20 protein-coding genes are annotated in these 25,920 nt (G+C 66.2%); 16 read left to right on the top strand and 4 right to left on the bottom strand.

Annotated features, from left to right (window positions below; all coding sequences use genetic code 11):
- Window positions 1–34: 34 nt before the first annotated feature.
- The 4 genes from CSC78_RS09175 to CSC78_RS09160 form a co-directional block, all read right to left on the bottom strand.
- Complete coding sequence (locus CSC78_RS09175; RefSeq protein ID WP_162337615.1) at window positions 35–1,606, bottom strand: tetratricopeptide repeat-containing sulfotransferase family protein; 1,572 nt, start codon at window positions 1,604–1,606, stop codon at window positions 35–37.
- Window positions 1,596–3,182, bottom strand: a complete 1,587-nt coding sequence (locus CSC78_RS09170; RefSeq protein WP_162337614.1) for a tetratricopeptide repeat-containing sulfotransferase family protein — start codon at window positions 3,180–3,182, stop codon at window positions 1,596–1,598. Before CSC78_RS09170 ends, CSC78_RS09175 begins: the two co-directional genes overlap by 11 nt.
- A gap of 136 nt (window positions 3,183–3,318) precedes the next feature.
- Entirely contained in the window at window positions 3,319–6,423 is a 3,105-nt protein-coding gene (locus tag CSC78_RS09165; RefSeq protein ID WP_162337613.1) for a TonB-dependent receptor, read from the bottom strand.
- A gap of 486 nt (window positions 6,424–6,909) precedes the next feature.
- Window positions 6,910–7,605, bottom strand: coding sequence for an AIM24 family protein (locus CSC78_RS09160; protein WP_162337612.1), 696 nt, complete (start codon window positions 7,603–7,605; stop codon window positions 6,910–6,912).
- A 65-nt stretch (window positions 7,606–7,670) separates the two neighbouring features.
- On the opposite strand from CSC78_RS09160, the gene CSC78_RS09155 reads away from it, so the two are divergent.
- From CSC78_RS09155 to dnaE, 16 genes are all read left to right on the top strand, one after another.
- Window positions 7,671–8,027 (top strand): cupin domain-containing protein, encoded by a 357-nt coding sequence (locus tag CSC78_RS09155; protein ID WP_162337611.1) that lies wholly within the window; start codon window positions 7,671–7,673, stop codon window positions 8,025–8,027.
- A 53-nt stretch (window positions 8,028–8,080) separates the two neighbouring features.
- Complete coding sequence (gene pyrH / locus CSC78_RS09150; RefSeq protein WP_162337610.1) at window positions 8,081–8,806, top strand: UMP kinase; 726 nt, start codon at window positions 8,081–8,083, stop codon at window positions 8,804–8,806.
- A gap of 71 nt (window positions 8,807–8,877) precedes the next feature.
- Window positions 8,878–9,807: a cation diffusion facilitator family transporter gene (locus CSC78_RS09145; RefSeq protein WP_162337609.1), complete on the top strand. Its 930-nt coding sequence runs from the start codon at window positions 8,878–8,880 to the stop codon at window positions 9,805–9,807.
- 77 nt (window positions 9,808–9,884) lie between these two features.
- The gene (gene frr / locus CSC78_RS09140; RefSeq protein ID WP_162337608.1) at window positions 9,885–10,442 is read left to right on the top strand and encodes a ribosome recycling factor; all 558 of its coding nucleotides are present in this window, start codon (window positions 9,885–9,887) and stop codon (window positions 10,440–10,442) included.
- A gap of 8 nt (window positions 10,443–10,450) precedes the next feature.
- Window positions 10,451–11,209 carry a polyprenyl diphosphate synthase gene (uppS, locus tag CSC78_RS09135; RefSeq protein ID WP_162337607.1) on the top strand — a complete coding sequence of 253 codons (759 nt, stop codon included), beginning with the start codon at window positions 10,451–10,453 and terminating at the stop codon, window positions 11,207–11,209.
- Complete coding sequence (locus CSC78_RS09130) at window positions 11,206–12,066, top strand: phosphatidate cytidylyltransferase (RefSeq protein WP_162337606.1); 861 nt, start codon at window positions 11,206–11,208, stop codon at window positions 12,064–12,066. The genes uppS and CSC78_RS09130 overlap by 4 nt, the downstream gene beginning before the upstream one ends.
- A gap of 2 nt (window positions 12,067–12,068) precedes the next feature.
- The gene (locus CSC78_RS09125) at window positions 12,069–13,256 is read left to right on the top strand and encodes a 1-deoxy-D-xylulose-5-phosphate reductoisomerase (RefSeq protein ID WP_162337605.1); all 1,188 of its coding nucleotides are present in this window, start codon (window positions 12,069–12,071) and stop codon (window positions 13,254–13,256) included.
- A gap of 13 nt (window positions 13,257–13,269) precedes the next feature.
- The gene (gene rseP, locus CSC78_RS09120; RefSeq protein WP_162337604.1) at window positions 13,270–14,646 is read left to right on the top strand and encodes an RIP metalloprotease RseP; all 1,377 of its coding nucleotides are present in this window, start codon (window positions 13,270–13,272) and stop codon (window positions 14,644–14,646) included.
- A 122-nt stretch (window positions 14,647–14,768) separates the two neighbouring features.
- Window positions 14,769–17,246 carry an outer membrane protein assembly factor BamA gene (gene bamA / locus CSC78_RS09115; protein ID WP_162337603.1) on the top strand — a complete coding sequence of 826 codons (2,478 nt, stop codon included), beginning with the start codon at window positions 14,769–14,771 and terminating at the stop codon, window positions 17,244–17,246.
- Between the two features lie 116 nt (window positions 17,247–17,362).
- Window positions 17,363–18,382: a UDP-3-O-(3-hydroxymyristoyl)glucosamine N-acyltransferase gene (gene lpxD, locus CSC78_RS09110; RefSeq protein ID WP_162337602.1), complete on the top strand. Its 1,020-nt coding sequence runs from the start codon at window positions 17,363–17,365 to the stop codon at window positions 18,380–18,382.
- Entirely contained in the window at window positions 18,382–18,837 is a 456-nt protein-coding gene (gene fabZ / locus CSC78_RS09105) for a 3-hydroxyacyl-ACP dehydratase FabZ (RefSeq protein WP_055935832.1), read from the top strand. Before lpxD ends, fabZ begins: the two co-directional genes overlap by 1 nt.
- A gap of 1 nt (window position 18,838) precedes the next feature.
- Window positions 18,839–19,627 (top strand): acyl-ACP--UDP-N-acetylglucosamine O-acyltransferase, encoded by a 789-nt coding sequence (lpxA, locus tag CSC78_RS09100; protein WP_162337601.1) that lies wholly within the window; start codon window positions 18,839–18,841, stop codon window positions 19,625–19,627.
- Window positions 19,627–20,829, top strand: a complete 1,203-nt coding sequence (gene lpxB, locus CSC78_RS09095) for a lipid-A-disaccharide synthase (protein WP_162337600.1) — start codon at window positions 19,627–19,629, stop codon at window positions 20,827–20,829. Before lpxA ends, lpxB begins: the two co-directional genes overlap by 1 nt.
- Before the next feature lie 147 nt (window positions 20,830–20,976).
- Window positions 20,977–21,582: a ribonuclease HII gene (gene rnhB / locus CSC78_RS09090; protein ID WP_162337599.1), complete on the top strand. Its 606-nt coding sequence runs from the start codon at window positions 20,977–20,979 to the stop codon at window positions 21,580–21,582.
- A 148-nt stretch (window positions 21,583–21,730) separates the two neighbouring features.
- The gene (locus CSC78_RS09085) at window positions 21,731–22,138 is read left to right on the top strand and encodes a hypothetical protein (protein ID WP_162337598.1); all 408 of its coding nucleotides are present in this window, start codon (window positions 21,731–21,733) and stop codon (window positions 22,136–22,138) included.
- A 182-nt stretch (window positions 22,139–22,320) separates the two neighbouring features.
- Window positions 22,321–25,896 carry a DNA polymerase III subunit alpha gene (dnaE, locus tag CSC78_RS09080; protein WP_162337597.1) on the top strand — a complete coding sequence of 1,192 codons (3,576 nt, stop codon included), beginning with the start codon at window positions 22,321–22,323 and terminating at the stop codon, window positions 25,894–25,896.
- The last annotated feature ends 24 nt before the right edge of the window (window positions 25,897–25,920 follow it).

Below are 25,920 nucleotides of genomic sequence, written 5' to 3'. Positions count from 1 at the left end.
GCTATTCCGGGACACCCGTCGCTCACGCGACGCATCATTCGTACCCGAGGCGCTCGCGCAACGGCGCAAGGTACCGCTCGTAGGCGCGCCATTTCGGTGTCTCCTGCACGCGGATGCGATCGCGCACCTGCACGGCACTGGCCGTCACGATGCCACGCGTCCGCGACTGCATGCCCAACATCTGTGGCTCGAACGCGATGCCAACAAAGTTGCAGACCCGACGCACCACCTGCTCTGGCTCACGTGTGAGCTGCGCGTAGTCCACGTCCAGTATCCGACCCGGGTAACGGGCATGCCAGTGGGCCATCAGCCTGCGGTAGTAACCGTAGAAATCCGCCAGCTCGAACTGGTCGTAACTGTAGGGATTTGCATCGGAGAAGATCTCGCGCAAATTGGAGAAACACGTCTCCATCGGGTCGCGCACCATATGCACTATCTTCGCCTGCGGCAATGCCTCGCATATGAAACCGACATTGAGAAAGTTGGAGGGGAGCTTGTCGGTGAAATGCCGCTCACCGCAGAGCCGCCATGCCACGCCCTCCAAGTAGCGTTCGCCGGCCGCACTGAAGTCAACGGTCGTCGCGCGGGCAATGATCTCCGGGTCGGTCACGCCGGCACAGTGATGATCGGTCGCATAACGCATCGCGCTGGTGAAGTCGTAGAGTTCACCCAGGCCGCGCACATCGGAATGTCCGTCAAGCAACTGCTCGATGAGCGTGGTGCCGGAACGATGCATGCCGACGATGAATACGGGCGTGGCATGCAGATCGGGCTGCGGTCGCATTGGCATCGGATGCGGTGCAAAACGCAACAGTCGCTCGAACACCTCCCTCGACCGCGCAGCGTCGTAGCGTAGCGACGATCGCTTGCTGGCACACGCTTCCTGCAATGCATGCCACGCTTCCTCATGACGACCGAGGTCGTCCAGCTCCTTGTGCAGGGCGAAAGCCAGCAAGGCGCGATCCTGCGCGCTACGTTGCGGCACCAGAAGCTGCGCTCGGATCTGCGCGAGGTGATTCTCGCTGGCGGTCTGCTTGCGGACCTGGGACTGCAGCCAGTATGCCTGCGCAATCTGCGGGGCACGCGTGAGCGTTCGGGAAATATCCTCCCCAGCCTCGGCGAACCGCCCCAGAAACATCAACACGTGCGCCCGGGACAACAGCGTCGGCGGGTACTCAGGATCCGCACGCCGGGCCTCGTCCAGGAATGCGATCGCCTTCTGTGGAAGTCCGGCATAGGTGAGCTGCGCGGCGATGGCAATCAGCGAAGGGATCGGGATGCGCGACATGGGCAGCATCCTTTCGACGCACGCCAGCATGGCGGGAACTTCGTTGAAGGTGCGCAACCGCGACAGCAATTCCTTCAGAATTTCAGTGCGCTGCGTCTTTAGCTGGCTGGCCTGCACTGCGTAGCCATGCGCGGACCGATAACGTCCTGCGAGCGACGCCATGTACGACAGCTGCAACAGGATGTCAGGATCACCGGGCGATAGCTCAAGCGCCAGAAGGTAACACTCGGCCGCCTGCTCGAAGTCCTTTGCAACGGCATGGACCTGCGCTCGCTCAGTCAGCGCCGCCACACGATCTGACGTCGACTCAGGCGCCATTTTCCGTCCTTCGCGCTTCCAGCATCACGCGCAGGGGCTCCAACTGCAGCGCGTATCGCCTCCATGCGCCGACGCCACGGTCGTGGATGGGTGAACGTACCTGCGAACTGCTGGCCGTGGATACCGGCGACGCATTGGCCGTGATGTCAAGCAATCCCTTCGCGGGCGCCAAACCGCAGAATGCAAGCAGCTCGTGCAAAGTTTCGTCGCCAACCCGCACCAGCGCCTCGTAATCCACGATATGCACGGATCCGTTCGCACTTGCCTGCCAGTGTGCCATCAGTTGCACGAACCCGCGGTGATGCGCGGCCAAGTCCTCGAAGGCGTAACTGTAGGGATATGCGCCACCTTCGAACAACTCCTTCAGATTGGAAAAGCAGGCATCCATCGGGTCGCGTCGAACGCAAATGATGCGCGCCTGCGGAAGGGCACGCAGTATCAGTCCGACGTTGAAGAAGTTCTTCGGATTCTTGTCGATGAAGCAGTGATGGCCGGCAATCCTCGGCGCCAGGCGCTCCAGATAGCGCTCACCGACCAATGCCGGATCCGCGGCCAGGAGTTTGGTCCACTGGGACACCCGCAGCCCACCCTTGTAGAAATGGTTGGAAACTTCACTGATGGCGGCATCGAAGTCGTTGCGCTCGCCCAGTGAAACGACCTCTGCATGATTGCCAAGCACACGATCCAGCAGCGTCGTACCGGTGCGTGGCATGCCAACGATGAAGATCGGCACCGGCCCTCCCGATACTGCGGATGCCGTAGGCGACTTCTTCCAGGGACTCGAATGCAGCAGCCTCTCGAAGCCCCTCGCCTCCTCCTCCCGGTCATGTCGCAGCGTGCGGCGAACCGCGGCAGCGCCTTCCTGCAACGCTTGCCAGGCAGCCTCCGTCTGATCCGCCGCATCGAGTTCCTTGAAGAGGGCGTAGCACAGCTGGGCACTCTCCGCAGACCCCTCCGCATGGTGCCGCCGTGCCGCTTCGAGTCTGGGCACGCGGCTTCCCGCCGGCCTGGAAGCCTGATGAAAGGCCAGCGTTCGATGCACGTACGCATTGTGCGGATCCAGCCGCAGTGCGTACTCGTAGTACTCGACGGCCTCGTCCAACATGCCCAGTGACCTGAGCACGTTGGCGCGGGTGTAGCAGAGCAAGGGGCTGGGCTTCACACGGGTGCCAACATGAGTCAGGAACTCGAGCGCCAGTTCATGCTGATCGACCAGCCACAGATGCTGCGCAAGTACAGCGGACTGCTGCAGGACGTCGCGCCTGATCCAGTCCATGGACCGGATCAGGCGGACGATCTCCCCGTCTTCGGCAAAGGCAAGCAGTCGAAGGCTGACGAAACCTATGCTTTTCGCGTCTTGTGTCTCCACGCACACATGGCTGGCCTGCAGCGCCCGGTCACGTGCCTCGACGTATCGGTCGGCGATCTGCGCCAGCCGTGAAAGGCGCAGGTTCGGCGCCACCAGCTTGGGCTCTATCGCCAGCATCGCCTCGTAGCCTGCGCGGGCGGCTGGAAGGTCCTTTGCTGCTTCGTGGTGACTCGCTTCGTTCCAGTGACGCTGCAACGCTTCGCTCATGGTCGCCATTGAAGTGGGATTGGTTCAAGCATAGCCGCAAGGAGATCCTCGCACCCATGGGCTTCAAGAAAAAGGCCGCCCGAAGGCGGCCGAGCAGCGAGCAGTGATTGGTCTTGTTCTTCGTTCAGACGCGGGATCAGAAGTCGTACTGGACCATGAAGCGGACCGAACGTGGCGCCTGATAGGAGCGAGGAAGCAGATAGGTGCTCAGGGGATTGCCCGTCGCAGAGTCTTCCGCCACTTCGCTCACGGCCGTGACCTTCTGCGAGTTGAACACGTTGAACACGTCCACCTTGAATTGCAGACCCTCTGCGAACGAGGGCCGGAAGGCGATGTTCAAGTCCAGGCTGGTGGTCGTCGGCAAGCGCCCCGCGGTCCCACGTGGCACAGCCCTCACGGTCGAATCGATCGAAGCACCGGACTCCGAGTTGCTGCAACGCATGAAGCCAGAGCCGTAAGGGTGCGGGGAGTAGTTGCTCACTACACCGACGGGCTCCAGGGGGTTGGTATCCAGAACGCCCAGACAGTTGATCGGCCGCCCCGTCTGGACGATCAGGTTCGCGCCCAGTGACCATTCGTCATTGAAGTCGTAGTTGCCGAACACTTTCAACGCGTGGCGGCGGTCATTGGGCAAGTAGCCGTAGGTGTCGACCGTCAGTTCGCGATAGTCGAAATCCTGCGTGGTATTGGTGTCGCCCTGACCGATGTCGGACTTCACGCCGCCCTCGGTGTTGCCCTTGTTGTATCCCAGCGTATACGACGCCTGGAAGAAGAACTTGTCCCAGCTCCCGTCCAGGAACAGTTCCAGCGCCTTGTACGACCGCTTGGCGGGCGGACTCAGGCGATCGCCTTCCACGGTGTAGGTGGTGTAGATGCCGTCGCCATTCAGGTCGGTAACCAGCACTGCATCTTCGCCGGGATTGAACAGACGGCAGTACGGGAACCCCGGGTTTGGAACTGTGTAGTCGAGTCCATCGGCATCTGCCAGATCGGTGATGGCCGTGTAATCGCAGTTGTCGTCGATGGCGGCTTTCAACTTGCGGTAGATGGCGCGCGCACCGAAGTTGAGGTGGTCGGTCATCGTGGTCTGGAAGCCGAGGATGAACTCGTCCTGGTACATCGGGTCCAGATTCTTGCTGGCAATCGTGTTGGGATCATGCGCGCTGCCGTCCTCGCCGTTGATCAAGCCAAGCGGATTGAGGGGCCCGATCAGGATCGGCGCACCTGTGACGGGATCGACGCCGGAAAAGCGATTGTTGTTGCTGCGCTGGTAGATCGAGGCGCTGGAGCCACGAACGGCAACGCTAGGCGTAAGTGGCAAAGCGTAGCGGCCCGCATTGCCGTAGATCTTCAGCGACGAGTCGCCATTGACGTCCCAGGAGAAGCCCAGACGCGGCCCGAACTGGTTGTCGATCTTGACGAAGGCGCGGCCATCGGCGCCGAGGTTCTCGAAGGTGTCCCAGCGTGCGCCGAGATAGGCCAGGAAGTTGTCGGTGATCTTCCACGTATCTTCGAGGTAGTAGGCGCGCTGTTTGACTTCGATCGTGGTGCCACGAGCTGTGGTCTGGCGACGCACGACATCGAACTCGTCGCCTGTGTTCGGCCGCCCATCAGGGCCGTTGTTGGTCGAATAGCGCCACAGCCAGCCGCCCACATTGGCTTCGCCCGCCACGGATTCGTAGTTGTCCACGTCCACGCCAAAGCGCAACTGGTGCGGCCCGAGGATCCACTCCGCATCGATGCGGTACTGGTCGCGGGTGTCCTTGTTGTTCGACGCCTGGAGCAATGCACCGTCGGTAAGATGGCACAGGCTGCCGTAGGCCCCGGTAATGTCCTTGCGATAGCCCGGCCGCACATCAATGATCGCGGGGCAGCCCCCCAACGCGGTGGTGCCGGTAATGCTCGTCGTATAGGCGGTCGTGATATCGCCGTTGTAGCTGACGATCGAGCCGTCCGGGTTCTTGAGGTGTTGCGAGCGCTTGAATTCGCCGTGGCCGTACAGCGCGGTCAGAGTGAAAGCGTCAGTGAGATAACCGGTGTACTTCAGGACATAGTTGTTGCCACCCTGCTCATCGAACACCGTGCCAACATAGTTGGTGCGATCCACTTCACCTGGCGTGTTGTTGTAGACCCGTGTCTCGCTCTCCTGCTTGTCGGAGAACGCCGTCAGCTCGAGCTTGTTGCTGTCGTTGATGTTCCAGTCGAACTTGGCCAACCAGGTCGGATTCTTGATCGAACCGTTGCGGTTGGTTACCGCATCCATGTTGCCCCAGGCGTCCGTGTCGGTCTTTCCGTAGGACAGCAGGCCATAGGCGAACAACTTGTCCTTGATTAACGCGCCGCCTGCCCAGACGGCACCAATCAGCTCATCTTGCGTGTCCTTGCTGTTGTTCTCGGCCACATCGCCAAAGTCACCCGGCACCAGCGGATTCGAGAACTTGTAGTCTTCCACGTCCGAACGCAGGGATTTCGGCGACCAGAACACATTGGCGCCTGCCTTGAACTCGTTGGTACCACGCTTGGTGATCTGGTTGACCACGCCACCAAGCGAGCGACCGAACTCGGCGCCATAACCACCCGTCTTGATCTGCTGCTCCGCGATTGCCTCGAAAGGCACCTTGGAGAAGTTCAGGCTACGGAACGAGTTGGTGATGTTGAAGCCGTTGATGTAGTACTGGTTCTCGGCAACGGATGAACCACCGAACGAAGCAAGGTTGCCGAAGGCGCCGTCACCACGCACGGTGCCCGGGGCGAGCAGCGCCACCGAGGTCGTGTCGCGCGGCACAGGGATCCGCGCGAGCTGCTCGGAAGTCAGGATGGTGGTGGACTCGACCGAAGAGACGTCGATCGGGTTGACGAGCTGGGAACCGGTGACCGTGACCGTGCCCAGCGTGGTGGCACCGCTACCCGTGCCTTCCGCAGCAAAGTTGACAGCCGTACCGGTACCGACGTTGACCGCGACTTCGCGCGTCGTCGTCGTACCGTCGGCGCGCTGCAGCGTCACACGATACGTACCGGGCGAGAGAGCTGATACGCGGTAGCTACCGTCGGCGCCGATCGCGATTTCACGGCTGAAACCGGTCGCCGGATTCTGGACCAGGACCTTCTCGCCCGCCGAGGCCTGGCCGAAGACCGCGCCGGAGGTGTTGGATTGGGCATAGATCGAAGAGTTGAAGCAGACGCCGAGCGCCACCGTAAGGGCGCTGCGCTTGAGTGTTCGATTGAACGTTCGCTTGGACACGATGCGACTCCCTGCTGCAGGTTGATTCACATGAGCGTCCGGACGGGCCCGCCCTCTCCGAGAATGTGCGGCACGCCCCTTCAGGCCAGCCACGGTCCTTAATAGCAGGTTAATCAAATGTTGGAATTAGGTTACGCAACACTCAATTATTATTGCCAACTTGATCACAAAACTCCGTGTAGTTTTGCCCCCCCTCAGGGTCAATTCTTGGATGTTCAGAAACGTAATAGCGGTAACAGAATGTACCAACAGGTAGCTCAGACACACCGATGCAGAGTCGCTAGGGGCGACGAGGTCGCTACTCCGGGCGCTGCGCTTGTGTGACGCACGTGGCCACACCCCCGCGCACGAGAAGCTCAGTACGGCGGCAGCGCGTGCCGGAGACTGGGCGTGGGCGGTGCAGGTGGTCTCCAACAGTGCAATCGCATCCTCGAAGCTCGTCCCACGAACCTGCGAGCAACCTGGGGACAGAGAAAAGCCCGGCGCCTATTGCCTCGGTTGGTACACGACTTCCTCGTAGGGCTGCACGACCACCCAGCCCTCACCCGCGAACCGCAGCTGGATGCTTTCCCCGGACCCGCGTCCCAGCAGCGTGCCGAACGAGATGTCGGTGATGATTTCCGGCGTCAGGCCGCCCGACCAGGCGACCGTCGCGTTGGGATCGGTGAACACCGGCCCGGTCTGTGCGTTCACCGGCAGTGTCAGCGGCTCGTAGTGCGAGGTGATGGCCACGATGCCGTGGCCACTCAGGCGCACGTTGAACAGCCCGCCCGACAGCATGCCGGCGACCTTGCGCATCATCGTGATGCGGCTTTCGATGCCCGATTCGACCGCCAGCACGTCGTTGCCGTTGACGAAGATGGATTCGCCGGCCAGCCGCAGCAGGGTGATCCGCTTGCCGGCGTCGGCCAGGTAGACGCGTCCCTGGCCCTCGATTTTCATCAGCTGCATGCCCTCGCCGCTGACCGCCTTCTTCAGCAGGTTGCCGAGTCCCTGCTCCAGCACGCCCTGGCGGGTGAACTTCACCGCGCCCTTGCGCGCGACCATGGCGCCGGCCTTGGCCCAGACCAGGCCGTTCAAGCGCACTTCGAGCAGATGGGGACTTTCCAGTTCGAACGCTTCGGGGCTGGCGTCCTTCTCGCGGGACGAGGCGATGAATTCCTGCAGGGTGCGCACGCTCATGGCCGTTCCTTGATGGCTGGCGAAGGGAGGCGACATCATAGTCGCCCCGTCCGCAGGCAACGCCCATGCCCCGCATCGTTCCCGTACCGCATACCCCGGATGAGGCCAGCCGTGCGCCGGTCGCCGCCGAACGCCTCGTCACGGGTCAGCCGCAACAGGCCGTCGGCAATGCCTATTCGACGCAGGACGACCGGTTCCACTGCGGCGTCTGGGAAGGTGGCGTGGGCGCCTGGCGCGTGCAGTACACCGAGCACGAGTTCTGCCACCTGCTCAGCGGTCGCGTGCGCCTGCGCGGCGACGACGGCAGCGAGGTCCTGCTGGGGGCGGGCCAGAGTTTCGTCGTGCCGGCGGGTTTCACCGGCCTGTGGGAAGTGCTCGAGACGGCCCGCAAGCTCTACGCGATCTACGAACCCGGCGACTGAGGCAGGCGCACTCGGCTAGAATTGCGCCGTTTGCCCCCACGCCGAGACCTCCCATGCCCGCACCGCTCATGTATCGCCGCATCCTGCTCAAACTGTCCGGCGAGGCGCTGATGGGGGCGGAGGACTACGGCATCGACCCGGCCGTCATCACCCGCATCGCCCGCGAGATCATCGAGGCGCGCGACGCTGGGGCCGAAGTGGGCCTGGTGATCGGCGGCGGCAACATCTTCCGCGGCGCCGGCCTGGCCGCGGGAGGCATGGACCGCGTGACCGGCGACCAGATGGGCATGCTGGCCACGGTCATCAACGCGCTGGCCATGCAGGATGCGCTGGAGAAGCTCGGCGCCAAGTGCCGCGTCATGAGCGCGATCAAGATCAACGACGTGTGCGAGGACTACATCCGTCGCCGCGCGATCCGCCACCTGGAAAAGGGCCGCATCGCGATCTTCGCGGCCGGTACCGGCAACCCGTTCTTCACCACCGACTCCGGTGCCGCCCTGCGCGCGATCGAGATCGGCGCGGACCTGCTGCTGAAGGCGACCAAGGTGGACGGCGTCTACGACAAGGACCCCAGCAAGCACGCCGACGCCGTGCGTTACGACCAGCTGACCTACGACGACGTGATCGCCCGCGACCTGCAGGTGATGGACACGGCCGCCTTCGCCCTGTGCCGCGACAGCGACGTGCCGCTGCGCATCTACGACCTGTCGGTTCCGGGCAATCTGATGCGAATCCTGCGTGGCGAGCATGTCGGTACGCTGGTGAAGGGCCGCAACTGAGTCTTCCGGGCGACTGGCGAGGCGCTCGCTGTAATAGTGTCCGGCCAACCCCGCCGGCACCCTAGCCCGCCATGGGACACGGACACCATCACGGACACGGGGCGCACGCCCATCCACAGGCATCGGCCACGCGCACGTTCGCGTGGGTCACGCTGATCAACCTCGCCTACACCGCCGTCGAGGCGGGTTATGGCTTCCACACCAATTCGCTGGCGCTGCTCTCGGACGCGCTGCACAACCTGGGCGACGTACTCGGGTTGGCGCTGGCCTGGGGCGCCGCCGCCCTCGCCGGCCGCCGGCCGCGCGGACGGCATACCTACGGGTGGCGCCGCGCGACCCTGCTGTCCCCGCTGGCCAATGCCGTCCTGCTGGTGGTGTTCTCCGGTGCGCTGGGCTGGGAGGCGTTCCGACGCTTCAGCGCGCCGCCCGAAATTCCAGCAACGCCTGTCATCGTGGTCGCCTCGCTGGGCATCCTGGTCAACCTGGGGGCCGCCTGGCTCGTGAAGGACGGCCATGCGCACGACCTCAACAAGCGCGGCGCCTTCCTTCACCTGATGGCCGATGCCGCCGTTTCGCTGGCCGCCGTGCTCGCCGGTGTCGGCATGGCGACGCTGGGCTGGGCCTGGCTGGATCCGGCCACCGCGCTGCTGATCGCCGTGGTGGTCGCCATCGGGTCCTGGGGCCTGTTGCGGGCCAGTTTCGACGCCGCGATGGACGCGGTTCCCGGCCATGTGGACGCCGAAGAGGTCCGCGCCTTCCTGCAGGAACAGCCCGGTGTATCGGCCGTGCACCACCTGCACATCTGGTCGCTCGGCGCCAACGAGATCGCGTTGACCGCACATCTGGTGCGAGCGCGCGACGATGACCACGACGCCTTCATCGATGCCACCGTGCACGCGCTGGACGACCGTTTCGGCATCAACCATGCCACCCTGCAGATCGAACGCGGCGCCGGCTGCGGCCACGACCTGCATGATGCGGCACCGCATCATTCGCACTGAACGGCCCGCCAGCGGTCGGCAACGGCCCCGAATCGCCCTATAATCCGTCGTTTACAGGCTTTGCAACGGAAAGGGCGATGCTCAACGACATCAAGAAAGACGCGCAGGCGCGCATGACCAAGAGCATCGAGGCGCTCCGTCACACGCTGGTGAAGGTCCGCACCGGCCGTGCGTCGACCGCCCTGGTCGAGCACCTGAAGGTCAACTACTACGGGTCCGACATGCCGCTGAGCCAGGTCGCGACGGTCACGATTTCCGACTCCCGCTCGCTGACGATCACGCCATGGGAAAAGCAGATGGTCGGCGCGGTCGAGAAGGCCATCCTGGCCTCCGACCTGGGCCTGACCCCGAATACCGCCGGCACCACCATCCGCCTGAACCTGCCCGCCCTCACCGAGGAGCGCCGCAAGGAGCTGTCCAAGGTGGTCCATGGCGAAGGCGAGGACACCAAGGTCGCGATCCGCAACATCCGACGCGACGCCAACCAGCAGATCAAGGACCTGCTGAAGGACAAGCAGATCACGGAAGACGAAGAGCGCAAGACCGAAGACGAGATCCAGAAGCTCACCGACAAGTCCATCAAGGACGTCGACGATGTCGTCAAGGCCAAGGAACAGGAACTGATGGCGGTCTGAGGACTGCCATGTCCCCTGCCGTCCCCGCGTCCGTGCCCCGCCACCTGGCCGTCATCATGGACGGCAACGGGCGCTGGGCGGAACGCCGCCGCCGTCCGCGCGTGATCGGCCACCGTGCCGGCGCGCGCGCGGTCAACGTCTGCATCGATTTCTGCCTGGAGCGCGGCATCGGCGCGCTGACCCTGTTCGCGTTCTCCAGCGAAAACTGGGGCCGGCCCGAAGAGGAAGTCGGCGCGCTGATGAAGCTGTTCCTCAACGCGCTGGACCGCGAGGTCGACGAACTGCACCGTCGCCAGGTGCGCGTGCGCTTCATCGGCGACCGTGCCCGCTTCTCGTCCGACATCCGTGGCCGGATGGACGCCGCCGAAGCCCTGACCCGCGACAACGGGCGCCTGCACCTCGTCATTGCGGCCAGCTATGGCGGGCGCCAGGACATCGCGCACGCCGCACGCGCGTTGGCGGCCGACGTCGCGGCCGGTCGCCTGCGGCCGGAGGACATCGACGAGGCCGCGCTCGGCGCGCATGTCGCCCTGGCCGACCTGCCGCCGCCCGACCTTTTCATCCGCACCGGCGGCGACCACCGCATCAGCAACTTCCTGCTGTGGCAGCTGGCCTACACCGAACTCTGGTTCACCGACGTGCTGTGGCCCGACCTGGACGCGGCCCTGCTGCAGCGCGCGCTGGACGACTTCGCGCAGCGCGAGCGCCGCTTCGGACTGACCAGTGCCCAGGTCGCCACCGGCGCCATCGAGGATTCGACCGCATGAGCGCGACCCGTACCCGTGTCATCGCCGCGCTGGTGATGGCGCCCTTCGCCATCGGCGCGATCCTGCTGCTGCCCACCTCCTGGCTGGCCATGCTGGCCGCGCTGGTGTTCCTGGTCGGCCTGTGGGAATGGTTCAAGCTCGCCGAGATCGACGACACCCTGCAGCGCACCGTGCTGCTGACCGCCAACCTGCTGGTGATGGTGGCGCTGGTGTGGGCCTCGCGCGGCTCAGGCGATGCGACCGACCTGGTGCCGCTGCGCCTGATGGCGCTGGTGGGTGTGGTCTGGTGGCTGCTGGCGCTGCTGTGGCTGCGCTTCTTCACCTTCGCCTCCGACCACGAGACCTGGGCCCGTGTGTTCAAGCTGGCTGCCGGCACGCTCGCCGTGGTCCCGGCCTGGTGCGCGCTGGGACTGATCCACTCGTCGCAACCGAACGGCCACATCTGGCTGTTCGTCGCCCTGGCCATCGTGTGGGCGGCCGACAGCGGTGCGTATTTCGCGGGTCGCCATTTCGGTGGCCGCTGGTTCAACGGCCGCAAGCTGGCGCCGCGGATCAGCCCGAACAAGACGCTGGAAGGCCTGCTGGGCGGCCTGGCCGCCGGCATGCTGGTGGCCGCGGCCGGCGCACTGATCGCGGGCGCCGGCGTCGGCCAGCTGGCCGGAGTGCTGGTCGTGGCGATCTTCACCGTGCTGTTCTCGGTCGTGGGCGACCTGTTCGAAAGCCTGCTCAAGCGGCACGTCGGCGCCAAGGACTCGGGCGACCTGATCCCGGGCCACGGCGGCGTGCTGGACCGCATCGACGGCGTGCTGGCTGCCCTGCCCATCTTCGTGCTGGGCAAGGAAGTCTTCGGATTCTGAGCATGAGCACGCTTGCCCCCCGCAACGTGGCGGTCCTGGGCGCGACGGGCTCGATCGGCGCGTCGGCGCTGGATGTCATCGCGCGCCATCCGGATCGCTACCGCGCCAGCGTGCTGGCGGCTGGCTGCAACGTGGAGGCGCTGCTCACGCTGTGCATCGCGCATCGGCCCGACCACGCCGTGATCGCCGACGACACCCTGTACGCGCGCCTGCGCGACGGACTGTCCGACGCCGGCCTCGCCACTCAGCCGCACGCCGGCATGGAAGCGCTCGATACGCTGGTCGCGGCCCCCGACTGCGACGTTGTGGTGGCCGCCATCGTCGGTGCGGCCGGGCTGTCCTCGACGCTGGCCGCCGCGCGCGCCGGCAAGCGCCTGCTGCTGGCCAACAAGGAGTCGCTGGTGCTGGCCGGCGAGCTGGTGACCGAAGCGGCCGATGCCGCGGGCGCCGAGATCATCCCCATCGACAGCGAGCACAACGCCATCTTCCAGTGCCTGCGTTCACGGCAGGCTCAGGCCGAAGTCAAGCGCATCGTACTGACCGCGTCGGGTGGCCCGTTCCGAGGCCGCAGCCGGGCCGACCTGGCACAGGTCACGCGCGAACAGGCCGTGGCGCACCCCAAGTGGTCGATGGGGCCGAAGATCTCGGTCGACTCGGCCACGCTGATGAACAAGGGCCTTGAACTGATCGAAGCCCACCACCTGTTCGGCGTCGGCCGCGAACGGCTGGACGTGCTGGTGCATCCGCAGAGCCTGGTGCATTCGCTGGTGGAATTCGTCGACGGTTCGACGCTGGCGCAGCTGGGCCTGCCCGACATGCGCACCTCGCTCGCGGTCGGCCTGGGCTGGCCCGCGCGGATCGACTCCGGCGTGGGCGGGCTCGACCTGCTGAAGCATCCACGACTGGAATTCGAAGCCCCGGATACCGAGGCCTTCCCCTGCCTGCGGTTGGCCTGGGACGCCATGGCGGCGGGCGGCACCGCGCCGGCGGTGCTCAATGCTGCGAACGAAGTCGCAGTTTCAGCCTTTCTTCAGGGCCGGATCGGTTTCCTATCCATCCCCGCGCTGGTCGAGGACGCCCTCGCTGCGCTGCCTGCGGCGCCCGCGGATTCGCTGGAGGTCCTGCTGGCGGCGGATGCGCAGGCCCGCCAACTGACCGAACGCAACCTCGCAGGCCACCTCTCCCCATGAGCGCCGACATCCGATGAGTGAAGTGCTGGGCTCAATCTGGTGGATGATCGTGGCGCTGGGCGTGCTGGTCACCTTCCATGAATTCGGCCACTACTGGGTGGCGCGCCGCTGCGGCGTCAAGGTACTGCGCTTTTCGGTGGGTTTCGGCAAGCCACTTTGGTCGCGTCGCGACCGCCATGGCACCGAATTCGCGGTCGCCGCGATTCCGCTGGGCGGCTACGTGAAGATGCTGGATGAGGCCGAGGGCGATGTCCCCGCGGCGCAGCTCGACCAGGCCTTCAACCGCAAGTCGGTCTGGCAGCGCATCGCCGTGGTGGCTGCCGGCCCGGTGGCGAACATCCTGTTGTGCGTGATCCTGCTGTGGGCGATGTTCGTCATCGGCAAGCAGGACTACTCCGCCACGCTGGGCAGCGTATCGGGCATCGCGGCGGACGCCGGCTTCCAGCGCGGCGACCGCATCGTCCGCGTCGGCGACCGCACGATCGATACGTGGACCGACGCATCCATCGTCCTGACCAAAGCCGCCATCGACGGCGACAACCTGCCGGTGGAGGTCGAAACCGCCACCGGCACCACGCTGACGCGCACCCTGCCGTTGTCCCGGCTGCCAGCCGGCTTCGACCAGGAAAACGCCATCGGCCTGATGGGCCTGACCTGGCAGCACTGGGTTACGCCGGCCGTCATCGGCAAGGTTGCCCCTGGTTCCGTCGCCGACGGCGTCCTGAAAGCCCACGACATCGTGACGGCCGTGGACGGCCAGCCGGTGCACGGTTTCGATGACATCGCCCGTCAGGTCGACGCCCTGGGCAAGCGCGGCGGCGCGGCCATGATCGAGGTGGACCGGGCCGGCGAGCGACTGGCATTCGAACTGGCGCCGCGCTGGACGAAGCATCCCGATGCCGCCAAAGGGCACTACTGGGCGCTCGGCCTGGCGCCGCCGGAAGAGCGGCAGATGCCCGCGTACGACGCTCGCCTGCACTTCGGCCCGCTGGCGGCGGTTCCGGCGGCACTGCGCGAGACCGGCAAGCTGACCTCGGACTCGCTGGGCATGATCCGTCGCATGCTGACCGGCGACGCCTCGCTGAAGAACGTCTCGGGGCCCATCACCATCGCCCAGGTCGCCAATGTCTCGGCCCAGCGCGGGCCGGACTGGTTCCTCTGGTTCCTCGCGGCCATGTCCCTGAGCCTGGCCATCATCAACCTGCTGCCCATCCCTGTCTTGGACGGCGGGCACCTGCTGTATTACCTTATTGAATTGGTCAAGGGCAGCCCCTTGAGCGAGCGCCACATGGTGGCCGGACAATACGTGGGCCTGGCGGCACTGGCGGGCCTGATGGGACTGGCGTTCTACAACGACATCCTGCGTCTGATGACGCGTCTGGTGACCTGATGCCCCTGAACTTCCACGGGCCGGCCCGCTCCAAGGTGGCCGCCCCTCCCCTTGCTGCACCCCGGACCGCCGCCCCGCAGTCCACTCCTGCCCAGCAGGAACCACCCCAACCGGATGTAATGATGACGCGACTGCCTTCCCGCCGCCTGCTTGCCCTCGCCCTGGCTTCGGCCATCGCCATGCCGGCACTGGCCCAGACGACGGAACCCGCTGCCGCGCCCGTAGCGGCCGAACCGCTCAGCACCGCATCGTTCACCGCGACCGACATCCGCATCGACGGCCTGCAGCGCATCTCGACCGGTACCGCACTGACCTACCTGCCGATCGAGCGCGGCGACGTCGTCACGCCCTCCAACGTGGGCGAGTCCATCCGCGCGCTCTACAAGACCGGCTTCTTCGAGGACGTCAGGCTCGACCGGCAGGGCGATATCCTCGTGGTCACCGTCACCGAGCGTCCGGCCATCAACAAGCTGACGCTGACCGGCAACAAGGACATCAAGACCGAGGACCTGACCTCCGGCCTGAAGGACATCGGCCTGGCCGAGGGCGAAACCTTCGACCGCCTCAGCCTGGACCGCGTGACGCAGGAACTGGTCCGCCAGTACAACAACCGCGGCAAGTACAACGTCGAGATCACGCCGACCGTCAGTCCGCTGGATCGCAACCGCGTGGACGTCACCATCGCGGTCAAGGAAGGCAAGGCGGCCAAGATCAAGCACGTGAATGTCGTCGGTGCCGAGAAGTTCGCCACCGAGGACCTGCTGGAGAACTGGGAGTCGAAGGAGTCCAGCTGGCTGTCGTGGTACCGCCGCGACGACCAGTACTCGAAGGAAAAGCTGTCCGGCGACATGGAACGCCTGAATTCCTGGTACCTGGACCGCGGCTACGTCGACTTCAACATCGATTCCACGCAGGTGTCGATCAGTCCCGACAAGCGCGACATGTTCATCACCGCCGGCATCACCGAAGGCGAGCAGTACAAGATCTCCGACGTGAAGGTCACCGGCGACACGGTGCTGCCGAAGGAAGAGATCGAACGGCTGGTGATCGTGAAGCCAGAGCAGACGTTCTCGCGCATCCTGCTGGAAATGACCGCGGACTCCATCACCGCCACGCTGGGCAACATCGGCCACGCGTTCGCGCAGGTCAATCCTATCCCGACCGTCGACCGCGAGAACCGCACCGTCGCGATCAACCTGCAGGTGGTGCCGGGGCCGCGCGTCAACGTGCGCCGCATCGTGTTCAAGGGCAACACGCGCACCTCCGACGAGGTGCTGCGCCGTGAAATGCGCCAGTTCGAAGGCAGCTGGTTCTCGCAGGTCGCGGTGGACCGGTCGCGCGTGCGCCTGCGCCGCCTCGGCTATTTCGAGACGGTCGACGTGGAGACCAACCCGGTTCCCGGGACGAACGACCAGGTCGACGTGGTCTTCAACGTGAAGGAGACGACGTCGGGCAGCTTCGTGTTCGGCCTGGGCTATTCGCAGCTGTCCGGCCTGACCACGTCGATCCAGCTGTCGCAGAACAACTTCCTCGGCGGCGGCAACCGCGTGTCGGTCGAAGCGCAGCGCAGCGACTACCTGCAGCGCTACTCGTTCTCCTACACCAATCCCTTCTTCACCGACGAAGGCATGTCGCTGGGCTACAACCTGTGGTGGCGCGAGTTCGACTACTCGGACTTCAACACCGCGCAGTATTCGACCACCAGCGCCGCGGCACAGGGCATCCTGGGCCTGCCGATCACCGAGAACGACACCGTCTCGCTGCTGTTCGGCGTGGACAGCAACGAGATCCTGACCTTCGGCGGCTCCACGCCGCGGTCGATCATCGATTACATCGACGCCGTGGGCCAGCGCACGTTCCATGCGTGGCGCACCGAACTCGGCTGGGCACGCGACACCCGCAACGACTACTTCATGCCTACCGGCGGCACCTACCAGCGCGTGTCGGCGGAGGTCGCGTTGCCCGGTTCCACCGTGCAGTACTACAAGCTCAACTACGAGTTCTCCAAGTACTGGTCGCTCAGCCCCTCGTTCGTGCTGAACACCCGCGCCGAAGTCGGCTACGGCGACAGCTACGGCTCCGACATCTACCGTTACATCTGCCGTGCGACCGGCTCTGACCCGCAGATACCCGGCCAGGCGCCCACCACGCCCTCGGCCGACGGCACCTGCGCGGACGGCGGCACGCTGGACAGGACCCTGGTCGCCACCGGCCTTCCATTCTTCGAGAATTTCTACGCCGGCGGCACGCGCTCGGTGCGCGGTTTCCGCGACAACACGCTGGGTCCGCGTTCGGAGGTCATTTCCGGCTATCGCGGCCAGCCGCTGGGCGGTTCGCTGAAGACCACGGGCTCGGTGGAGCTGATCTTCCCGAAACTGTTCGATTCCAACGCCGCGCGCGTGTCGGCGTTCTTCGACTTCGGCAACGTGTTCGACGGCGTGGACAACTTCGACGCCGGCCAGCTGCGCGCCTCCACCGGCGTGGCCCTGCTGTGGCGCGCGCCGGTCGGCCCGATCTCGATCAGCTACGCCTTCCCGATCAAGAAGGAAGACGGCGACGAACTGGAGCGCCTGCAGTTCACCTTCGGCGGCGCGTTCTGACGGCGGCGCCACGCGATCCGCAGACGACGAAGGGGGGCGCAAGCCCCCCTTCTGCTGTCCACCATACGCCCCCGTGGAAGCGGTTCTGGGGCGGCAGGGGCTAAACTACGCGGCCTATGACCCCTCCTTCCTTCACCTCCGGCGAGCTGGCCGACCGTTTCGGCCTGGAGCTGCGCGGCGATGCCGGCCTGCGCATCGACGGCGTGGCCACGCTCGCCCGGGCCGAGGCGGGACAACTCGCCTTCCTGGCCAACAGCCGCTACCGCGCGCAGCTGGCCGACAGCCGCGCCAGCCTGGTCGTGCTGCGCGCCGATGACGCCGGCGACGCGACCGGTACGTTGCTGGTCGCGAAGGATCCGTATACCGCGTTCGCCAAGATGGCGGCCCTGTTCGAACAGAAGCCGGTCCGCGAACCCGGCGTCCATCCGAGCGCCGTCGTTGATCCGAGCGCGCGCATCGCGCCCGGCGCGCACGTGGGGCCCTTCGTCGTGGTGGGCGCACGCAGCATCGTCGGCGAGGGCAGCGTGATCGGCCCGGGCAGCGTGATCGGCGACGATTGCGTCATCGGCGAGGGCTGCGAGCTGGTCGCCCGCGTCACCCTGGTCACACGCGTGCGCCTGGGCCAGCGCGTGCTGATCCATCCGGGTGCCGTGATCGGTGCCGACGGCTTCGGCCTGGCGATGGACAGCGGGCACTGGATCAAGGTGCCGCAGCTCGGCGGTGTGGTGGTCGGCGACGACTGCGAGATCGGCGCCAACACCACCATCGACCGTGGCGCGCTGGACGACACGGTGCTGGAGGAAGACGTCCGCCTCGACAACCAGATCCAGATCGGCCACAACGTCCGCATCGGCGCGCACACCGCGATGGCCGGCTGCAGCGCCGCGGCCGGCAGCGCGCGCATCGGCCGCTACTGCCTGATCGGCGGCGCGGCCGGCGTGCTGGGGCATCTGGAGATCTGCGACCGCGTGGTGGTCACCGCCATGTCGCTGGTGACCAGTTCGATCACCGAGCCCGGCGAGTACTCCAGCGGCACACCGCTCACCGACAACCGTACCTGGCGCAAGAACGCCGCCCGCTTCAAGCAACTGGACGCCTTGGCACGACGCGTGCTGGCGGCCGACAAGGAAACCTGATGACCCTGGACCTGCAACTGCCAGTCGACGCGGCCACCATCCGCAAGCTGCTGCCGCACCGCTATCCGTTCCTGCTGGTGGACCGCGTGGTGGAGTTCGAGAAGGACAAGCGCGTGCTGGCCTACAAGAACATCACCCAGAACGAGCCGTTCTTCACCGGCCATTTCCCGGACCGCCCGATCATGCCCGGCGTGCTGATCATCGAGGCGCTGGCGCAGGCCGGCGGCCTGCTGACGCAGCTGTCGCACCAGGGCGATACCGCGGGCCGCATGTTCTACATGGTGAAGGTCGAGAACGCGCGTTTCACCCGCATGGTGGTGCCCGGCGACCGCCTGGACCTCGACGTCACCCTGAAGCGGCTGATCCGCAACATGGCCTTCTACACCGGCGTCGCCTCGGTCAATGGCGAACAGGTCGCCTGCGCCGACGTGCTGTGCGCCGAGGACACCCGCTGAGATGAGCGCCCCCACCGCCATCCATCCCAGTGCCGTCGTCGATCCCGGCGCGAAGCTTGGTGAAGGCGTGCGTGTCGGTCCGTTCGCCTACATCGGCCCGGAGGTCGAGATCGACGACGGCACGGTGGTCGGTCCGCACTGCACCGTCACCGGTCCCACCCGCATCGGCCGCGACAACCACTTCGTCGGCCACGCCGCGATCGGCGGCGATCCGCAGGACAAGAAGTTCAAGGGCGAGCGCGTGGAACTCGTCATCGGCGACCGCAACCAGGTGCGCGAGTTCGTCACGATCAACCGCGGCACCGTCACCGGCAGCGGCATCACCCGCGTCGGCAACGACAACATGCTGCTCGCTTACACGCACGTGGCGCACGACTGCATCATCGGCAACCACTGCGTGTTCTCCAACAACTCCACCCTCGCCGGCCACGTGACCATCGAGGACTGGGTGATCATGAGCGGCTTCGCCGGCGTGCACCAGTTCTGCCGCGTCGGCGCGCATGCCTTCATCGGCATGGGTGTGCTGCTCAGCGGCGACGTGCCGCCGTTCACCATGGTCGCCGGCGATGCCGCCGGCCGGCCTCGCGGCATCAACAGCGAAGGCCTCAAGCGGCGCGGCTTCGACGCCGACCGCATCGCCGCGATCAAGCGCGCGTACCGCACGCTGTACGTGGCCGGCCTGCCGCTGGCGGAAGCCAAGCAGCAGCTGGCCGAACAGGCCAGCGCCAGCGATGACGTGAGGGCGCTGCTGCAGTTCATCGAAAGCGGCGAACGGCCGCTGCAACGCTGATGGACCCGGTGCGGGAGCCCGGCGACACGACTCCCGCCGCAATCCCGCTGCGCATCGCGCTGTGCGCGGGCGAAGCCTCCGGCGATGGTCTCGGCGCAGGGCTGATCGCTGCGCTGAAGACGCGCTTCCCCAACGCCGAGTTCGCCGGCATCGGTGGCGACGCCATGCGCGCTGCCGGCTGCGATACCTGGTTCGACGCGAACGAACTGGCAGTAATGGGCCTGGCCGAAGTGCTGCGCCACCTGCCGCGCCTGCTGCGCCTGCGCAAGGCGTTCCGCCGGCGCGTGCTGGACTGGAAGCCCGATGTCTACGTCGGCATCGATGCACCGGACTTCAACCTCGGCATCGAGCGCTGGCTGAAGGAACGCGGCGTCCGCACCGTGCATTACGTCAGTCCCTCCGTATGGGCATGGCGCGAGAAGCGCGCCGGGAAGATCGGCCACAGCGCGGACCGCGTGCTGTGCCTGTTCCCGATGGAACCGCCGATCTACGCGAAGCACGGCGTGGATGCGCGCTTCGTCGGCCATCCGATGGCGGACGACATCCCCCTGCAGCCGGATCGCGCTGCGGCGCGCGCGGCGCTCGGGCTGTCGCCGAATGCACCGGTGCTGGCTGTACTCCCGGGCAGCCGGCTCGGCGAGATCGGGCGGCTGGCGCCGGCCTTCTTCGACGCCGCGCGCCTGGTCGCTGCTCAGATGCCGGGCTTGCAGATCGTCGTGCCTGCCGCCAATGTCGCCTGCCGGCAGGCGCTGGACGCGCAGTTCGCCGCGCACGGCGCCGATGCGGCCTGGCATCTGCTCGATGGGCAGGCGCGCGATGCGATGATCGCAAGCGATGTCGTCCTGCTCGCCTCGGGCACCGCGACCCTGGAAGCGATGCTGTGCAAACGGCCGATGGTGGTCGGCTACCGCATCGCACCGCTGACCTACCGCATCGTCACGGGGCTCGGCCTGCTGAAGGTGGAGCGCTACGCGCTGCCCAACGTGCTGGCGGGCGAGGACATCGCGCCGGAACTGATGCAGGACGACTGCACGCCCGAGCAGCTGTCCGCGGCCGTCCTGCGCTGGTTCCGTGCACCGGACGCCGTCGCCGCGCTGCAGCCGATTTACCAGCAGTTGCATGCGCAGCTGCGCCAGGATGCCTCGGCGAGCGCGGCCGAGGCGGTGGCGGAACTGATCACAGCCCCTGTAGGAGCGACGTAAGTCGCGCCCGCACGCCATGACAGCCGCTGCTTCGTCACCGTCCGCCAGACCACGTCCCTCTCCATCCGTTCATGCGACGAGCGGACTCGCCGTGGATGTCGTTTCCGCGGTCGCGACTTACGTCGCTCCTACAGGAAGCACTGCGCGATGACCATGGCCTCGCTGTTTCCCGATCCCGTCGTCCGTCTGGTCGCTGGCGTGGACGAGGCCGGCCGGGGACCTCTGGCGGGCCCGGTCGCCGTCGCGGCCGTGATCCTCGACGAGTCGCGCCCCATCGCCGGCCTCAACGATTCCAAGCAGCTGAGCGAAGCCAGGCGCGAAGCGCTGTTCCCGCAGATCCAGGAACGCGCGCTCGCCTGGCACGTCACCTTCGTCGAACCCAACGAGATCGACCGCCTCAACATCCTGCAGGCGACGATGGAAGGCATGCGCCGCGCCGTCATGGCGCTGCAACCGCTGCCGGAGCTGGTCCGCATCGACGGCAACCGCGCGCCGAAAGGGTTGAACTGCATGGCGGAAACACTGGTCGGCGGCGATGCCATCGAGCCGGCGATCATGGCCGCCTCGATCCTGGCGAAAGTGTCGCGCGATCGCCTGATGGTGCAGCTGCACGCGACATTCCCGCAGTACGGGTTCGACGTCCACAAGGGATACCCCACGCCCGCGCATCTCTCCGCACTGACCCTGCACGGTCCGTGCGCGCACCACCGGCACAGCTTCGCCCCGGTGCGCAAGGCACTGCTCCGCACCTGACATCGCGTACCGCTGAGGGCGTGACCATCGGCATGGTGCCCATGGTCACGATGGCTTCCAGCAGGCGCACACATGGCATCGCAAGGGCACCATGGTCCTGCATCCGGCGCTTCCCCACGCCGGAGCCCTCTCCCCCACGAGGTGCGCCATGACCCTGCTGAACGTTGTCGCTTCTTCCTCTTCCTCCTCGCCCCACCCCGTCGACGACGCACGCGTGCAACTGCTGCGCAGCCTGCTGGCGGATCGCGACTGGTCGCAGGACGCCGTCCTGCTCAGCCGCCTGCAACAGGCCCTGCTGTTGCTTCGCGATCCTGCAGCCTCGCTGGACGAAGCCACCTGGCTGCTGGTCGCCGACGAAACCGCGCATTACCTCGACTTCCGCCGCCTGCGCACTCTGGAGGCGCAACTGCGGGGATGCACGCAGGACGAGGTGCGCTACACCCGTGCGGATTGGCAAGCCGCACGCACAGCCGAAGCCGCGTTGGCGTCCCACCTGCGGCATGTCCGCTTCAGCAGCTACGCGCCAGAACCGGTGCCGATGTTCCGCATCCATTGAACCCCGGCGCGGCCTACGCAGCCGCGTCCACCCCACCCCGAGCCCTCGGGTTTCCCCTAGGCCGCCTTTCCCCGGGCGGCCTTTTTTTCGCTGCTTCCGGCCCGTTCCGGGATGCCGGAATGTCAAGCCTTGCCCCACCCCACCCCCGCCGGTACGCTGCCACGACAGCACCCTGAGCCGGCATGTCTTCCCGTTTCGTCCACCTCCACCTGCACACCGAGTTCTCGCTCGCGGATTCGATCATCCGCGTGCCCGAGAAACCGGACCACGCCGATCCGAAGAAGGCCAAGCAGGCCAACCTGCTGAGCCGGGCGGTGGAACTGGGCATGCCTGCGCTGGCGGTCACCGACCGCAACAACCTGTTCGCGCTGGTGAAGTTCTACAAGGCCGCCGAAGGCGTGGGCATCAAGCCCATCGCCGGCGCCGACGTGATGGTGGCCGACGGCACAGCAGCGCCATGGCCGGTGACGCTGCTGTGCCGCGACCGCGAAGGCTACCTGTCGCTGTCGCGCCTGCTGTCGCGTGCGTGGATGGAAGGCCACCGCACCGACGGCGTCGCCATCGATCCGGACTGGTTGCGTGCAGACCACCAGGGCCTGTTCGCGATCATGGGTCGCCAGAGCCTCGCGGGACGCCTCGCGCTGACCGGTCGCCATGACCTGGCCGAACAGCACCTTGCCGACTGGCAGCGCGCCTTCGGCGACGACCTGCACCTGGAACTGACGCGCACGCAGCGCGACGGCGAAGAAGCCTTCAACGCCTTCGCCCTGCATGCCGCGGGATCGCGCGGGCTGCCGGTGATCGCCAGCAACGACGTGCGCTTCCTGTCGCCGGACGATTTCGATGCGCACGAAGCGCGCGTGTGCATCGCCTCCGGCCGCGTGCTCGACGATCCCAAGCGTCCGCGCGAGTACAGCGCCGAGCAGTACATGAAGTCGGCCGAACAGATGGCCGAGCTGTTCGCGGACGTGCCTGACGCGATCGACAATACGCTGGCACTGGCGCAACGCTGCAACATCGAAATGCGGCTGGGCACGTACTTCCTGCCCGCGTATCCGGTGCCGGACGAGGAGACGCTCGACAGCTGGATCCGCAGCCAGTCGCACGACGGCCTGAAGGCGCGCCTGGAGAAGAATCCGCTCGCGCCCGGACACACCCGCGAGGACTACGAGAAGCGGCTAGATTTCGAGCTGGACACCATCTGCAAGATGGGCTTCCCAGGCTACTTCCTGATCGTGGCCGACTTCATCCAGTGGGGGAAAAACCACGGCATCCCGATCGGCCCCGGCCGCGGCTCGGGCGCCGGTTCGCTGGTGGCGTGGGCGCTGCAGATCACCGACCTGGACCCGCTGCCGTACGGCCTGCTGTTCGAGCGCTTTCTCAATCCGGAACGCGTGTCGATGCCCGACTTCGACATCGACTTCTGCATGGACCGCCGCGATGAGGTCATCGACTACGTCGCGCGCAAGTACGGCCGCGACCGCGTCAGCCAGATCATCACCTACGGCACGATGGCGGCGAAGGCCGTAGTGCGCGACGCCGGCCGCGTGCTTGGCTTCCCGTACGGTCTGGTCGACGGCGTCGCCAAGCTGATCCCGAACATCCTCGGCGTGTCGCTGAAGGATGCGATGGGCGAAGGCAGCAGCGAGGCCGCCTCGCAGGAGCTCATCGACCGTTACCGCGACGAGGACGATGTCCGCGACCTGATCGACCTGGCGCGCCAGCTGGAAGACCTCACCCGCAACGCCGGCAAGCACGCCGGCGGCGTGGTGATCGCGCCGTCCCCGCTGTCGGACTTCTGCCCGCTGTTCGCCGAACACGACGAAGGCGGTCGCGGCAAGAATCCGGTGACCCAGTTCGACAAGGACGACGTGGAAGCCGTCGGCCTGGTGAAGTTCGACTTCCTGGGCCTGCGCACGCTGACGATCATCGACTGGGCGGTGAAGGCCATCAACCTGCGCCATGCGCGCGCCGGCGTGCCGCCGGTGGACATCACCACCATTCCGCTCGACGACGCCAGCGTCTACCGCGACGTGTTCGCCAACGGCAACACCGGCTCGGTGTTCCAGTTCGAATCCACCGGCATGCGCCGTGCGCTGAAGGAAGCCAAGCCCGACCGCTTCGAGGACCTGATCGCGCTGAACGCGCTGTACCGCCCGGGCCCGATGGACATGATCCCGTCGTTCGTCGAGCGCAAGCACGGCCGCGAGGAGTTCGAGTATCCCGACCCACGCACGCGGACCATGCTGGAAGAGACCTACGGCATCATGGTCTACCAGGAGCAGGTCATGCAGATGGCGCAGATCGTCGGCGGCTACTCGCTGGGCGGCGCCGACCTGCTGCGCCGCGCGATGGGCAAGAAGGTGCCGGCCGAGATGGCCAAGCACCGTGAAATCTTCCGCGAGGGCGCCGCCAAGGGCGGCGTGGAAGAGCGCAAGGCCGACGAAATCTTCGACCTGATGGAGAAGTTCGCCGGTTACGGCTTCAACAAGTCGCACGCCGCCGCGTACTCGCTGGTCGCGTACCAGACGGCATGGCTGAAGAAGCACTACCCGTCCGAGTTCATGGCCGCGACGCTGTCCTCGGACATGGACAAGACCGAGAAGGTGGTCGGCTTCCTCGACGAAGCGCGCGGCCTCGGCCTGAACGTGATGCCGCCGGACGTGAACCACTCCGATTTCATGTTCGTGGCGACCGATGCGAACAGCATCCGCTACGGCCTGGGCGCGGTGAAAGGCGTCGGCCAGGGCGTGTGCGAGAGCATCGTCGAGGCGCGCAAGGACGGGGGCGATGGCTCCAAAGACGGCGCGTTCGTCGACCTGTTCGATTTCTGCAAGCGCGTCGATTCGTCCAAGCTCAACAAGCGTGCGCTCGAAGCGCTCATCAACGCCGGCGCGCTCGATGCGCTGGGCCGCAACCGCGCGTCGCTCGCGCTGCAGCTGCCGGAAGTGCTGAAGGCCATCGACCAGATCAGCAAGAACCGCAATGCCGGCATCGTCGACATGTTCGGCTCCAGCAGCGGTGGCGACGACATCCACGTCGAACTGTCGAACACCGACGAATGGCCGCTCATGCAGGTGCTGCATGGCGAGCGCGAGACGCTGGGGCACTACCTCAGCGGCCATCCGATGGATCCGTACCGTGACGACCTGCGCTCGCTGGTCGGCAGCGACCTCAGCGAACTCGACCGCATCTGGTCCAGTTCGTCCGGCGGCGACAAGAAGGGCTGGCGGCCGGAGGTCAACGCGATCGTCGCGGGCCAGGTGGTCGGCATCCGCCGCAAGGGCGACAGCCAGGTGTTCGTGCAGCTGGAAGACGGCCGTGGCCGCATCGAGTGCAGTGCGTTCTCCGATGCGCTGGCCGAGTTCGGCGCCCTGATGACGCGCGACCGCGTGCTCGTCATCAAGGGTGGCCTGCGCGAGGACGAATTCAGCGGCGGCTACAGCCTGCGCATCCGCCAGGTGTGGGACTACGCCCAGCTCTGCCAGCAGCATGCGCACCGTCTGCAGCTGCGCCTGGACCTGCGCGTGCCCGGCCTGTGGGAACGCGTCGATGCGCTGCTGTCGCGCCATCGCCCCGGCGGCACGCCGCTGCGCCTGGACCTGCTGATGGCGACCCCCGACGCGGCCATCGCCGGCATGCTGGACCTCAACGGGCAGAAGGCCGTGCGCGTGGACGCGGAGTTGCTCGACGCCCTGCGCGCCATGCCCGGCGTGCGCGCGGCCAAGCCCGCTTTCAGCCGGCCCTGGGCGAACTGACGCGCCGCGTGCGCGCGATCACGG

It is taken from the genome of Pseudoxanthomonas japonensis (assembly GCF_010093445.1).
GTDB lineage: Bacteria > Pseudomonadota > Gammaproteobacteria > Xanthomonadales > Xanthomonadaceae > Pseudoxanthomonas_A > Pseudoxanthomonas_A japonensis.
This window is presented reverse-complemented; position numbering and strand designations above follow the sequence as displayed.